The 13,740-nt window shown below is 57.4% G+C and carries 13 protein-coding genes and 1 pseudogene; 11 read left to right on the forward strand and 3 right to left on the reverse strand.

Annotated features, from left to right (window positions below; all coding sequences use genetic code 11):
- Positions 1-322, reverse strand: a 322-nt coding sequence (locus EQW76_RS16255; protein WP_143122978.1) for a 2Fe-2S iron-sulfur cluster-binding protein, incomplete at its 3' end; no start/stop codon positions are given.
- 356 nt (positions 323-678) lie between these two features.
- On the opposite strand from EQW76_RS16255, the gene EQW76_RS16260 reads away from it, so the two are divergent.
- The 6 genes from EQW76_RS16260 (at position 679) to EQW76_RS16285 (ending at position 5,807) form a co-directional block, all read left to right on the forward strand.
- Positions 679-1,815 carry an FAD-dependent monooxygenase gene (locus EQW76_RS16260; protein WP_142831801.1) on the forward strand — a complete coding sequence of 379 codons (1,137 nt, stop codon included), beginning with the start codon at positions 679-681 and terminating at the stop codon, positions 1,813-1,815.
- A complete protein-coding gene (locus EQW76_RS16265) occupies positions 1,812-2,612 on the forward strand; it encodes an alpha/beta hydrolase (RefSeq protein ID WP_142831802.1) in 801 nt (266 codons plus the stop codon). The genes EQW76_RS16260 and EQW76_RS16265 overlap by 4 nt, the downstream gene beginning before the upstream one ends.
- Before the next feature lie 71 nt (positions 2,613-2,683).
- Positions 2,684-3,436, forward strand: coding sequence for an Asp/Glu racemase (locus EQW76_RS16270; RefSeq protein WP_142831803.1), 753 nt, complete (start codon positions 2,684-2,686; stop codon positions 3,434-3,436).
- A gap of 10 nt (positions 3,437-3,446) precedes the next feature.
- Positions 3,447-4,088, forward strand: coding sequence for an N-carbamoylsarcosine amidohydrolase (locus EQW76_RS16275; RefSeq protein ID WP_142831804.1), 642 nt, complete (start codon positions 3,447-3,449; stop codon positions 4,086-4,088).
- Positions 4,089-4,131: 43 nt separating this feature from the next.
- Complete coding sequence (locus tag EQW76_RS16280) at positions 4,132-5,163, forward strand: leucyl aminopeptidase (RefSeq protein ID WP_142831805.1); 1,032 nt, start codon at positions 4,132-4,134, stop codon at positions 5,161-5,163.
- A 131-nt stretch (positions 5,164-5,294) separates the two neighbouring features.
- On the forward strand, positions 5,295-5,807 hold the full coding sequence (locus tag EQW76_RS16285; protein ID WP_142831806.1) for a MarR family transcriptional regulator: 513 nt from the start codon (positions 5,295-5,297) through the stop codon (positions 5,805-5,807).
- Between the two features lie 473 nt (positions 5,808-6,280).
- Here EQW76_RS16285 and EQW76_RS29730 read toward each other — a convergent pair.
- A pseudogene (locus tag EQW76_RS29730) lies at positions 6,281-6,470 on the reverse strand (hypothetical protein); the annotation flags it as partial.
- Positions 6,471-7,630: 1,160 nt separating this feature from the next.
- Entirely contained in the window at positions 7,631-7,924 is a 294-nt protein-coding gene (locus EQW76_RS16290; RefSeq protein ID WP_307877631.1) for a DUF982 domain-containing protein, read from the reverse strand.
- A 307-nt stretch (positions 7,925-8,231) separates the two neighbouring features.
- On the opposite strand from EQW76_RS16290, the gene EQW76_RS16295 reads away from it, so the two are divergent.
- The 5 genes from EQW76_RS16295 (at position 8,232) to EQW76_RS16315 (ending at position 13,362) form a co-directional block, all read left to right on the forward strand.
- Positions 8,232-8,660: a MucR family transcriptional regulator gene (locus tag EQW76_RS16295; protein ID WP_142831807.1), complete on the forward strand. Its 429-nt coding sequence runs from the start codon at positions 8,232-8,234 to the stop codon at positions 8,658-8,660.
- Between the two features lie 1,213 nt (positions 8,661-9,873).
- Positions 9,874-10,278: a SyrB-like regulator gene (locus tag EQW76_RS16300; protein WP_142831808.1), complete on the forward strand. Its 405-nt coding sequence runs from the start codon at positions 9,874-9,876 to the stop codon at positions 10,276-10,278.
- A 143-nt stretch (positions 10,279-10,421) separates the two neighbouring features.
- Positions 10,422-11,009 (forward strand): hypothetical protein, encoded by a 588-nt coding sequence (locus tag EQW76_RS16305; RefSeq protein WP_143122979.1) that lies wholly within the window; start codon positions 10,422-10,424, stop codon positions 11,007-11,009.
- A gap of 31 nt (positions 11,010-11,040) precedes the next feature.
- Positions 11,041-11,607 (forward strand): hypothetical protein, encoded by a 567-nt coding sequence (locus EQW76_RS16310; RefSeq protein WP_142831810.1) that lies wholly within the window; start codon positions 11,041-11,043, stop codon positions 11,605-11,607.
- A gap of 693 nt (positions 11,608-12,300) precedes the next feature.
- The gene (locus tag EQW76_RS16315) at positions 12,301-13,362 is read left to right on the forward strand and encodes a porin (RefSeq protein ID WP_142831811.1); all 1,062 of its coding nucleotides are present in this window, start codon (positions 12,301-12,303) and stop codon (positions 13,360-13,362) included.
- Positions 13,363-13,740 lie beyond the last annotated feature (378 nt).

Genomic DNA, 13,740 nt, shown 5'->3' on the forward strand with positions numbered 1-13,740 from the left:
CGTTCAGGCAGTATCCGCACTGTGCGGCGGCCTCCTCGATGAAGGCGCGCTGTACTACATGCAGACAGCCAGACTTTGCCAGGCCCTCCAGCGTCGTCACCTGCCTGTTGCCCAACGCCTTCAGCGGCACGGTGCATGAGCGAACGGGCCTGCCATCCACCAGCACCGCGCAGGCGCCGCACTCACCGAGCCCGCAACCATATTTGGGGCCGTTGAGGCAGAGATCGTTTCGGAGAATATAGAGAAGTGGCGTTGCGCCACCCGCTTCGACGGCGATGACGGCGCCGTTGACGTGGAGGGTGAATGAGGCAACCTCCTTCAAGAGCCGGACTCCAAAGCACGGGCGCAGGCCGAAAACGGTCCGCCGGCACTCATGCACACCATTATGCTGCAGACCTCGCATCGAGGTCCGCAAAACATAATGACGTGATCGAAAATCACGTCACGCATTTGCTGTTCCTTGCTCATTTATAAAGCGTATGCACTTTATATGACCGTTTCTCCGTGCGTATGCACGTGCCGGCAAGCATGACGATAGCCATATTTTTGGGAAAAGCTAGCCGGATTTTTTGCAAAATGCAAAAGCCAGACTTGCTATTTATAGCGTATGCGCTAAAAATTTCGTCACGTCTCGAATTGCAAGATTATGCGTCAACATGACAGCTAGAAGGGTCGGCCATGTCCAACGGTAAGGAAAAGATCGCGATTATCGGGGCCGGTCTCGGCGGCGCCGTGGCAGGAGCGTTGCTCCAGCAGGCGGGCTTCGACGTTAATGTCTACGAGCAGGCCCCAAGCTTCTCGCGCCTCGGCGCCGGCATCCACATGGGGCCGAATGTCATCAAGATTTTCGAACGCCTCGGCGTTGCGGAAAAGGTCGTCAGTATCAGCAGCACGCCCAGCCACTGGTTCAGCCGCAACGGCATCAGCGGTGATTATCGCTCCCGCATTCCGCTTGAGGGATATGGCGCGACCTATTGCACCGTCCACCGCGGCGATCTCCAGGCAATCCAGTGCGATGTGCTGCGACCGGGAACCCTGCATTTCGGCAAGAAGCTGACACACATCGACGACAACGGCACGGACGTCCTGATCGAGTTCGAAGACGGCACATCGGTCAGGGCCGACATCGTCATCGGCGCTGACGGCATCAACTCTCGTGTTCGTGAAACGCTGCTGGGCGCGGAGAAGCCGAACTACAGCGGCTGGGTCGGGCACCGCGCGCTGATTTCTTCCGACAAGCTCAAGAAATACGACCTCACCTTCGAAGACTGCGTCAAGTGGTGGGGACCAGATCGCCACATGATGGTCTATTACACGACGGCCCGGCGCGATGAATATTACTATGTCACCGGTGTGCCGCATGCCGCCTGGGAATTCGAATCCGCATTCGTACCAAGCAGCCGCGAGGAGATGTTCTCCGAGTTCGAGGGTTACCACCCGATCATCCAGGCGCTGATCGAAAGCACGGATGAGGTGACTAAGTGGCCGCTCTTCAACCGCAATCCGCTGCCGTTGTGGAGCACCGGCCGCCTGGTGCTTCTTGGCGATGCCTGCCATCCGATGAAGCCGCACATGGCCCAGGGCGCGGCAATGGCGATCGAGGATGCCGCCATGCTAACGCGCTGTCTGCTGGAGACCGGCATCAACAACTTCGGCACCGCCTTCGCGCTCTACGAAGCCAACCGCCGCGACCGCGCGACGCGCGTGCAGACCGTGTCCAATGCCAATACTTTCCTGCTCAACCAGGAAGATCCGTCATGGGTTTACGGCTATGATCTTTACGCAGAACCGTTGAAAAGCGAGAAAGCAGCATGAGCAACGGCCCCCTCTACGGCGCGAACGTCTATGCCAACGGCATCCGCCAGCATTATCTCCGCTACGGCGGCAAGGGCCCCGTCGTCATCCTGATCCCGGGCATCACTAGCCCGGCCATCACCTGGGGTTTCGTCGCCGAGCGCCTCGCCGAAACGAACGATGTCTATGTCATCGACGTTCGCGGCCGCGGCCTCTCCTCCACCGGCCCGGACCTGGAATACGGCCTGGACGCGATGGCTGAGGACGTCGTCGGGCTTTCGCAAGCCCTCGGCCTCGATAGGCCGTCGGTTGTCGGCCACTCCATGGGCGCCCGTATCGCCATGCGCTCCGCCGCGTCGGTGCCGGGGGCCTTCTCCCGCCTGGTGCTTGTCGATCCCCCGGTTTCCGGTCCCGGCCGCCGGCCCTATCCGAGCAAGCTTGCCTGGTATGTCGATTCCATCACGCTTGCCGAAAAGGGCATCGATGCAGAGGGCATGAAGGCATTCTGCCCAACATGGACGCTCGAGCAGCGGCAGCTGCGCGCCGAATGGCTGCACACTTGCTATCTGCCTGCCATCGTCACCGCATTCGAAGACTTCCACAAGGACGAGATATTCGGCGACTTCGGCAAGCTCAAGCAGCACACCATGCTGATGGTGGCGGGACGCGGCGGCGTGATCGAAACCGTGGACGAGCAGGAGATATCCGGCCTGAACGGCGCCATCGAGATCACCCGGGTGCCTGATGCAGGTCACATGATCCCGTGGGATGATTTCGACGGCTTCTTCGTCGCCCTCGGCGACTTTCTCTCCCGTTAAATGCGATGGTGGAGCCACCAGCTTCACCACTTGCCCGTCTTTCGCCTTCCATGCCGCAGAGGACTTCATCCGTGCAGAAATATTACCGTATCGGCCAGATCGTACCGAGTTCCAATACCACGATGGAAACAGAAATTCCGGCCATGCTGACCGCGCGCCAATCGATCCGGCCCGAGCGGTTCACATTCCACTCCAGCCGCATGCGGATGAAGAAAGTCGTCAAGGAAGAACTGGCGGCCATGGATGCGGAATCCGATCGCTGCGCCGTCGAACTATCGGATGCTCGCGTCGATGTGCTCGGCTATGCCTGCCTCGTTGCCATCATGGCGATGGGCCTCGGCTATCACCGCCAGTCGGAAAGGCGCCTGACCGGCCGCACGCAGGAGAACGGCACCGACATTCCCGTCGTTACTAGTGCCGGCGCCCTGATCGAGGGCCTGAAGGTGATGAAGGCGAAAAAGATCGCCGTCGTCGCGCCCTACATGAAGCCGCTCACCGAGCTCGTGGTGGACTACATCCGGGAAGAAGGCTTCGAAGTCATGGACTGGCGTGCGCTGGAGATCCCCGACAATCTCGATGTCGCGCGTCACGACCCGGAAAATCTTCCAGCCATCGTCCAGACGCTCGATCTCACGGATGTCGACGTCATCGTTCTGTCCGCCTGCGTCCAGATGCCATCGCTGCCCGTGATTGCCAAAGTGGAAGCCATGACCGGCAAGCCGGTGCTGACAGCCGCCGTTTCCACGACCTATTGCATGCTGAAATCACTGGGTCTGGAAGCTGTCGTGCCGGGTGGCGGCGCGCTACTGTCCGGCGCCTACTAGGAGGACGACGATGGAAACTGCCGAAGCCAACTATCAGGGTGTCTGGGGTAACCGCATCGGCTTCGGCCAGCGACCGGCGCTCCTCGTCATCGATTTCCTGAAGGCCTACACGATCGAAGGAGCGCCGCTCTATGCGCCCGGCGTGGTCGATGCCGTGGCGCAGACGCCCGAGCTCATCGCCTCTGCCCGCGCCGCCGGCATTCCCGTCATCCACACGCGCATCCTCTACCTTGCCGAAAATTGTGCCGATGGCGGCATGTGGGTCAAGAAGTCGCCGGTCATGAAGGCAATGGTCGAAGGCAATGTGCTTGCCGAATTCTGCGAGGGCGTCGAGCCGGCAGCGGGTGAGCTCGTTATCGTCAAGCAATATGCCAGCGCCTTCTTCGGCACCAGCCTTGCCTCCCACCTGCACGCCCAGGGCATCGATACCGTCATCATGGCCGGCTGCTCGACGAGCGGATGCATCCGCGCGAGCGCCGTAGATGCGGTGCAACACGGGTTCCGGGCCATTGTCGTGCGCAATTGCGTCGGCGACCGCCACCAGGATCCGCACAATGCCAACCTCTTCGACATCGACAACAAATATGGCGACGTCGTTTCGAGGGAGGAGGCGATAGCGGAAATCGCCAAGGTCAAACCCGGCTGTTCTTAACCGTCCGCATAACCTGAGCCTTCAACCAACAAGGGGAACGAGCATGGATCAATTCAGCTTCACGGAAATCTGCCTGCATCAGTTAAAGATGTCAGGTGTCAAGGAGGGCGAAAAACTCATCGTCCTGACACAGGGCAACGAACGCCTCGATTATGCCGATGCCTTCATGGGCGCTGGCATGCGCCTCGGCGCCAAGATGTATCACATGCGCTTGCCGCCGGTGCCACCAGCGGGTGCATGGGCAGTCGGCCAGACAGGTCTTGCCTCGATGCCGGACGCAGTGGAGGCGCTCAAGGCTGCCGACATGCTAATCGACTGCATCTTCCTGCTCTTCAGTCCCGAGCAGATGGCAATTCAGGCGGCCGGAACCCGCATCCTCACGGCGGTGGAGCCGCCCGAGGTTCTGGCCCGCATGCTGCCGACAAAGGAGTTGCGCGAGCGCGTCGAATTTGCGGGCGAGCTGCTTTCCAAGGCGAAGGTCATGCGCATTACCTCGCCGCACGGCACCGATGTCACTTACAAGCTCAACACCTATCCCGCCATCACCGAATATGCATGCACCGACGAGCCCGGCCGCTGGGACCACTGGCCGTCCGGGTTCGTCTTCACCGGTGGCGACGATGACGGCGTCGACGGCACCATCGTCGTCGCTCCGGGCGACATCCTGTTGCCGCAGAACATTTACGTGCGCGACCCCATCACCTATACGATCGAGAACGGCTGGATTACCGATATCAGGGGCGGCCTCGATGCCGATCTGGTCAAGTCCTACATGCAAGGCTTCGACGATCCGCGTGGGATGGGCATGAGCCACGTCGGCTGGGGCCTCAACCAGAACGCCAAGTGGCATCGCATGGTGCCTGGGGAATTCCCAGGTGGCATGGGCATGGAAGCCCGTTCGTTCTACGGCAACGTCATGTTCTCCACAGGCCCCAATAACGAGCTCGGCGGTCCAAACGACACAGCCTGCCATCTGGATATCCCGATGCGCGGTTGCTCGCTGTTTCTCGACGACGAGCCTATGGTTCTCAATGGCGATATCGCCGTGAGGGAAATGCAGTATATCCGCAAATAGTATAACAATGGCCCGCTCTGTCGTGTGAAGGGCGGGCCAAGCCGGCCGTATGGTGAATCGGCCCGGCTCGGGGATGTTCGGTTCGGGGCGGATCGTGTAAACCTGCCGCCAAACAGAGGCCTGGCGGTAAAATGAGAAAGAAAAGCAACGATCAATTGAAAGATGCCACGCCATCGCGCGCCGACTATAAAGTGACAGAGCAGGTCGGGCATCTCTTGCGAAAGGCATACCAACGGCACCTTTCGATCTTCCAGGAAGGTGCGATTGATCCTGACCTCACGTCGGTGCAATTCGTCACCCTGTGCGCACTGCACGATCTGGGACCACGTTCGCAGGTTGAGCTTGTGAAGGCCACCTCCGTTGACCAAGCGACAATCCGCGGCATCGTAGACCGACTGAAGGCGAGGGGGCTGATCGAACTTTCAAGGGATGAGGCAGATGGCCGCAAAGTTATCATCGGCATCCTGCCCAAGGGCGAGGCGCTCCTGCAGACCATGTATCCACAGGCGAGCCTGATCAGCGAGAAGACGATGGCGCGCCTCAATCCGGCCGAACGGGTGGCATTGCTGTTCCTGCTGCGCAAGATCGCGGAAGACGAACCGTCTGAAGAACAGTCGAAACCTCTTGAGAATCGCCCAAGCTGACCTGCCCATTCTCGCGAGAAATGGTTGCTCTCATGCGGCGTAGAACACCGCATTCATCCCGGAGCGCTGGGATAGCACTTGTTACAAGTGGCTATTGGATGTTCGCGTTCCAGGAGGCTCTGGTAAATTGGCTTGTCGGAGGTTATGTCGTCCCGACCAGTTTATCGGCAGTGTCTCACCTTGCCAATCGCCGCGGTGCTTGGCTACATGCAGAAGCAGCGTGAGCCCATGAGTGGCGGGCGGTAAATTTTCGGGGCACGTCCGGAAAGCTCAACACCGTCAGCGAGACGCTGACACTTGGCATTAGCAGCAAATCCATCGTCATCAACTGGGCTAGACCATTGGTTCGCGTGACAAACCATCTGGATTATTTCGGATCGCTTCAGGCTTTCACACCAGCGATGATCGGAGATGATATGGTCGGCAATAAGCCGTAACATTGCGGTGACGATGATTTCGTGGGGATGCTGTCAACCGGCATGTTGCTGAAGGAAATCCGGTGCGTCCAGGGTGCCATAAGTAGCCTGCCCGTAGGAACAGGTCTGTTTGACGAGACGCGTTGCCAGAATATCCCAAAGGTTATGCGTTCGGTGCTGTAGTAACCCCTTGATGGCGCCGGGGCCGGTATAGGGATTGTTAAATTCCATAACGTTGGATCATTGTTCCCAAGACCTTCCTAAAATTCCATTGAGTGGCAAGTCGCATTTTTACCGTTGTTACAAAGACGTACCAGGCGTCTTACCGAAACTTGCAATCGAGCACGTGAGGCTATCCACAACCAGCCGATCGCGACCGAAAACAACGGTTATGACGATCGCAACGCCCGTCTGACCGCGCTCGCTTGGATCCGAGACGGCCGCGCCTCGTTTTCCAAGGCCTCTTCCAAGGAAGACCTGTTCGACAAAGTCGCCAGAAACCATCCCCAAGCCACTGAATATCCTCATAGAAATGCCGATGTTCAATTAAGTCAACTGACGAGATTTGGTGCTCTCATGTAATCATTCGGTGACTGGATGAAGGGACTTAATATTCCACGGCTAGCAGGGGTGGCTAAGCCCGCCAACTCCGATTCACTGTTTGTACCGTTGCCATGTCTCGAAATTTGGTGCGGCCGATAGAAGAGATGAGTATAATCGTGCTGCGGGTTGCCGAAGATTGAGAACAGGATCCAATCGCACCCATCGACCTTACGTTCATGACAGCAAGTCGTTGGCTGAACCGCTCGACCACCGCCATATCGCGCGAAATGAAAAGGTAGTAAAACCCGAGTTCGTCCTACAACTCGATCCTCGGATTGACGACCTGTGCTTGGAATGACACATCCAGCGCCGATGCGGCTCTATCGCCGATTATCCGCCATGGCGACACTTCCTGGGCCTGGGCAACAAAAAAGCGCTGCCGCTGACCGCCGGAGAATTCGTGCGAATAGCGATCGAGATGATCTTCGGTCAGGCCGACGCGCTGGTAAGGCCCGATGCCCCTGTCTCGAAGCGCCGCTTATTGACCTCGGATCAATACCACCGCTAGTGCTGGTTGGATGTTTCGCAGCTTGCGTTTCAGCCGGTTTTCAGGGGCGCGCACCGGAAGACAGGCAGTGCACCAGGACTTGGAAGACGATCTGCATATCCAACCGTGGCACTTGCAGCTGTCGTGCGCCAAGGGAACGGATACGCCTGGTCGGCAAATTCGACGGTGCCCAATCTAAGCTCTATCAGACGAACGATGAAGAGGCCGACCGTCAATTTGCGCAACCGGACCTGCAACCAGGCAGTCTTCGTTTCCCTCTGTCTATTCAGGATACTTTCCTTACGCATGGCGAGACGTTATATGGCTGCACTGACTAAAGAAATATGCCCAATATTTTCCTCGTCAGCGGCACGGATCAAAGCTGCGCGAACAAGCGCTGGCGGCGTCGCTTTGTAAAGCGCGTCATGGCAAGTCATGATCGCCTCAAAGTAACAGTCGCCGTCGTCAGTTGGCCATTCTCCCAACAACATTTCGGCTGCCTCATGCACCGTTCTGATGCTTTTGTATTTTTTATGACCCTTCAGGACGAGCCTGACGGTTGGAAACTGATTTGATGTGTGTCGCAGCATGCCAGATACGAGCTCCGCCATTAAGACAGCGATAAACAAGCAAGTCGCATGCCGAGACAGGTCCGGCGGCGATTATTTCGATGCGGCCACCTGTGGAAATTTACGGTTGGTTAACCAGCGCCAGACAAAACAGCTGAGTGCCGGTGACGTAACTGCCAAAATCTTTTTGTCAAAAGCGCCATCGGCGATTCGATCTTGGTCCCGGAAAACGGCTGCTCCAGGGCTACTCAATGTCACCCGCGGCACTTCGAATAGATCATGAGAAAGCCCGGTTTCAGCGGACGCCGTCCCCGATAGTGAACGCTCCCCTTAAGTGCACGGAGATTGAATGAGCAACGAAAATCGTATTGAAGACGCCGATAAGTTGGTTCAGTTAGCGGCGGCGATTACGGCAGCCTATCTGAGCAACCATGTCGTCCCCGTCAACGATATCGCCAATCTGATCATCTCGATCAAATCTGCACTTAAAACAAAGTCTGGAAGCGCCGTTCTTCCCGTCGCCGAAAAGCGAAAGCCCGCAATCTCCGTGAGGAAGTCGTTGCAAGATGACCGGATTACGTGCCTGGAATGTGGTGAAGCTTTCAAGTCTCTCAAACGACACATCATTACGAACCACGCACTTTCTCCAGAAGCATATCGTGTAAAATGGGCGTTGCCTGCCGACTACCCCATGGTCGCTCCGGCATACTCCCGGGCCCGCTCGCAACTAGCAACGGAAATGGGCCTGGGTCAGCGAAGGAAGAGGCGTTTAGTCTGAGCTCGTTGTTCGATTTTGCAAACGTTTCCTAGCTTAGCTTAGGGCTGCAAAGCTTTGTATCGCTAGCGAGCCTCCAGTGCGTAGCTCCGGTGGGTGGTGAGGCCATAACTATCAGTCACCGAAAATTACCTCGAAGCAAAGCACGGCAAAAAATTTACTTTTGCGTCGCCTCAATTGTTGAGCCACCCGCTTGTGGGGCTATCAACGGCCCGTCCTTTTGAAAGACGTGATCCATCCACCACGTGAGCATGCTCCGCAAGTCCCGGCTTCCTTTTCAAATTTAACCAGACTAATCACTACAACCAAAAGTCCAAAGCTACGCAGCAATCCGAAAAATATCTTTTTAGAAATCGTTGCACATCTTACTTCAGTCGCGCGAGCTGTCGGTTATCATGGCCCTGTGATACGCCAACGTCCAGAGATACGCCGGGTTGCCCGTTTCAGCCCTGCCATCATGCCGTGATTCCGACATCGGTTCGGTGAGTGACAATTCGGGAAATCACTTCATCGAACGCGTTAAGCGATCCTTCTGGCCCAGACCTGTATCTTTCGCCAGCTGCGAGCGAGTCTCTGCGTAACTTGCCTCCACCATAAACAGCGGGCATCCCATTTTCTCGATAGTCGTCCCGTGATTTGTGAATAGGCATGGAGCGCCCCGCGAGCCCAGTTTCGGCGTTCCGATCTGATCGTCGGGCGCGCTGCGCTCCTTTTGCGCGAGCTTAGCGGGCTTGTCATTCTACTCTTCAGGGGTCTCGCCCGCTTTGATGAGTTCTTTCCCCGCCTGACCGTATGTTGGCTTGGAGCATGAATGATCGTGGCACCGACGATGCGTCCCGCCCTTGGCCAAGTCGCCAGATCGCCGGAGATGTTTGTTGAACTGCCTGCGAGCGGGCCACCCATAGCGTGAGGTGCTTCGCCTCTCCGCTCGACGCTCGCTTTAAGCCCCAGTGAGTCGAAAGTTCCCCCGGCACTTTGCCAATCGTGGGGTCGCAGCTACGCGCCATGCTCGCGGGCACCACCAGTGGACGTCGATCTCGCCGCCATATTCAAGATGTCGCTGGCGAGTGCTTCGTACGGGAATCTGCGGCCTATAACTCCAATTGGGAAGTCGGACTGTATGCAAAAGTTGCGCGTCAACCGATGATTTAGTTCGGTTCTGTTGACATCCGCTGTCTAGCAGTCGAAAAGAATCCATACCGTCATGGAGAGAGCAATGGCAGACGAAAGCGAAACAGGCATCCCAAGTGAAGTTGCAGAATTGGAGGCGCCGCAAGAGGCGGCTGTGACCAAAAAGCAGCGTGCTCCACGACGGTCCAAGGCCGAAATCGAGGCTGCTGCTGCAAGCTCACCGAAGGTTCGTCAAAAGCGCACCCCGCGTGCTGAACCCGTTCCAGCGGATGGCGAAAAGCCTGCCCTTGGCACCGCGAGGAAGACGGCCGGCAAAGCGGCCGCAAAAGCTAAGCCTATCACTCTGCCAACGCCACACGCCGCCGCCACTACGAGCGACGAGATGGTTGATCTCATTCAGCTTGAGGAAGAAAACAAGCGGCTTCGCCAGACCCTGGCCGAAAAGCTGCGTGCGGAAAATGCTGATTTACGCAAACGCCTCGGCGTCTGATCTGGGCAGATACCTGCCGGCGGTGCGCAATCGACCAACGCCACCATTTTCGAAGCTCGTGTTAAAGATGTTCCGGCTCGCCCTGCGAGCCGGATTGGGGCTGTCAGAACCACCGCGTTGTCTGCCGCCCGGAAAGACTTACAATGAAAGCACCTTGGCAATACCTCGCGCGATTGATGTCCCGGCAAAAGACGTCTGATACGAAAGATGGCGGACGTGCCGGCAATGTCGAGGTAGAACTACAGCCCGCTCAGACTATTCTCCTCTCTTCTCCGGAAGGCGCCGCCGGGCCTGGGGATATGGATTCACCTGTCGCCGACGTTCAAGTGCCAACGGCGGCTGCGACCGACGGTAAAACCGATCCAGCAGCACCCGCCTTGCCATTGGACGAGATACATGCAGCGACGGCCAAGGCGACTGGGGATCAAGGGCAGTCCATCTCCGATCCGCGAGACCCGTTACCTGCAGGTGAGGTAGATGTTCAGTCGCTCAAGGCACCCAAGACGAGGGGCAAGGGGTTAAGGCAAGTCCGCGGCGATCTAACACCTGAGACCGCCGTTGGCGCCGCGGAGACGCCCGTTGCAGGCCTATCGTCGCCAACGAACGTCCTTTCCAACGACGTCATAGATCTCGACAGGGACATCAAGCATTTGAGAGACCAGCTTGGACAAAAGCTCCGGGTGCAGAATGCCCAGCTGAGAGCAATGCTCGTGCGCTTCGACCGCTCCTGAGCCTGCAAGACGATCACCAGAGAATTCAGCAATGAAACCACAGCAACGCAGTTTCGTCGTCGAAATCAAATCGGCGCGCCGGCGGTTGAAGACTCGGCCGAAATCCATCTGGGGCGAGACCGATTTTGGAGCACTTGTGCGGGAAGCGGAAGCAAAGCTCCCGTTCATGCAGAACGCCGTTTCGCAGGCGCCCATCTCCCGTGTTGATCAACCATTCGAACCGGAGGATGCTACCGATATCCATGAGGCCGGTGAAAACCAACTCAGTCTGCTGCCGTCGACCGGGCCCGACGATATCCGACGGCATCAGCAAGAACAGGCTTGCCTGGAAAACACCGCGTTCCATCCGGCAGAAGACAAGTTCAAACCGAAAATGGCAGGGACACTGAAGCATGGTCGGAGAAGTCAGTTGGAGAACGCCCGGGGTCGCAACTCAGCGCCTGCCGCTACGGTGAAGGCTGCGAGTGTGGACACCCACATTGACGAGTTGCCGTTGCTCGATGCCGAAAACCGACGCCTGAAGCAGTTGCTGGCGGAACACCTGAAACAGCAAAACGCGCAGCTGAGGGCGATGCTAAAGCGATTTGAAGGCCGCTGACGGTCCACCTCTTTCAGCCGCCCTGGGTTTGCCGGAGGCCCCAACTCGCGGGACGTGGGGTCTATGACAAGCATGACGACGAAATTCTTTCCTGAAGTGGTGCGGTGCCGTACAAATAGTGACGAAGCGGGTCACATGAAGCGCAGCATCCCTCGCGCTGGGCAACTGCCTTTGATCGAAGCGAGGATAGGCTGCTCGGCACATACGCATTATCAGTTGACGACGAGGTCCGAGGTCGACAGCGGCAAGCGGGCAGGCCTATCAAGCGACGTTGTCTAAAAGATGGAGGCTCTGGACCGGGAGCACCTCCGTCAGCGTCGGTCACTCAACCGGAATTGTGCAGCGGAAACGAGTGATCGCCGGCAAAGTAGGGAAGGCGGACCCAACGCCAGCTTGGTGCTGTCGGCGATCATTGAGACATGCGCGCCGCGTTCACTATCTTTGAGCCTCCCCGACATCCACTGAGATCTTCACAGTAAATCTAGCTGGACTTTGTGCCCTTTCTGCAACATCACTTGCCGAAGGACTTCCTAAATCAGCTTTGGCGAAAGAAGTCGTTTGCGGTCGAGCGATTACAAAGCCATGCTTACTAATGAAGGCGCAAGTGTGTTTGTTCGACTTCGCGAACATGGGGAGCGAGCCCCAATGCAGGCTGTGCCGGATCCATTCGCAACATTGAACTGGAGGTCAATCATGAATATCAAGAGCCTACTTCTCGGCTCCGCTGCTGCCCTGGCAGCAGTATCCGGTGCTCACGCTGCAGACGCTATCGTCGCTGCTGAGCCTGAGCCGCTTGAATATGTCCGCATCTGCGACGCCTACGGCGCTGGCTACTTCTACATCCCAGGCACGGAAACCTGCCTCAAGGTCGGTGGCATGGTTCGTACCGAAGCGCTGTGGCACGATCCCTACGCCTTTGGCGTTCGCCAGAAGACCGGAACCGAGTGGCATACCCGCGCTGAACTCAACGTCGACACAGCAACGGACACCGAATACGGTCCGCTGAAGACCAACATGATCTACCGCTTCGACTCGACGGAAGGTAACAACGACTCGAAGGTTTTGTTCGCAAGCATTAGCCTTGGTGGTTTCATTGTTGGTAAAACCGACTCGCAATACATGCAGTGGATCGGTTACGCCGGAAACGTTATCAACGACGACGTGATCGGCGACGGACCTTACGAGCTCAACCAGCTCTCCTACGTTTACGACGGCGGTAATGGATTGACGGGCGTTCTATCGGTAGAGGACAGCCAGTCTGGCGCTGGTGCAACCGACCCGAACACGGGCCGTGATGAGTCAGACCATTACACTCCTGACTTCGTTGCTGGCCTCGGCTACAAGACCGGGATGGTCGGCCTGAAGGTCGTCGGCGGCTACGACTCCGTTGTCGAAGAAGGCGCCATCAAGGCTCGCCTCGATCTCGATTTTGGGACGTTCTCGGCATTCCTTATGGGCGCCTGGAACACGGATGGCGACAAGATCAACCGTTACGCCAACGGCGACGCCAGCGGCGCAAGCACGGGCGACTGGACTGTCTGGGGCGGCACGACTGTCAAGTTCAACGACAAGCTCGACTGGAATACCCAGCTTGCCTATTCCGACAGTAAGACCTTCGAAGCAACCACCAACGTAAACTACTTTATCGCCAAGGGCTTTAAGGTTCAACCTGAACTGACGTACATTAAATACGACAACGCAGTTCGCGACGCCGACACGTTCGGTGGCGTTCTGCGCTTCCAGCGCACATTCTGATCTGATTTATCTGACATTAAAAGCCCGGCCTCTGAGCCGGGCTTTTTTGACAGACGGATATTGGCGATCGGCGTTGCGATCTTCAAATTGTGCCTGTGGCAGTCGCCCGTCCAACGCGTTTTTCCCACCCGTCCGGTAGGAGCCCGAGCCTCACTATAGCCACCCGTTCCTTAGTCTAAGCTCATCTTCTCTGCCGTCGCCCGCCCTAACAGAGAGTGCTGGCTTCCAGACGAAGTGCTGTTCCGCTTGTCTTCATAAGTACACCGTTTCGCGGCTAAAGCGAAATTAGAAGGCCATCCGACCATGGCGAATTTTACTGGCTGAAAAGACGTAAAATGTCTTCCCGTCCATCACCGAGACGAATCTGTCAGCTTAGAA

Source organism: Rhizobium sp. rho-13.1 (assembly GCF_007000305.1).
GTDB lineage: Bacteria > Pseudomonadota > Alphaproteobacteria > Rhizobiales > Rhizobiaceae > Rhizobium > Rhizobium rhododendri.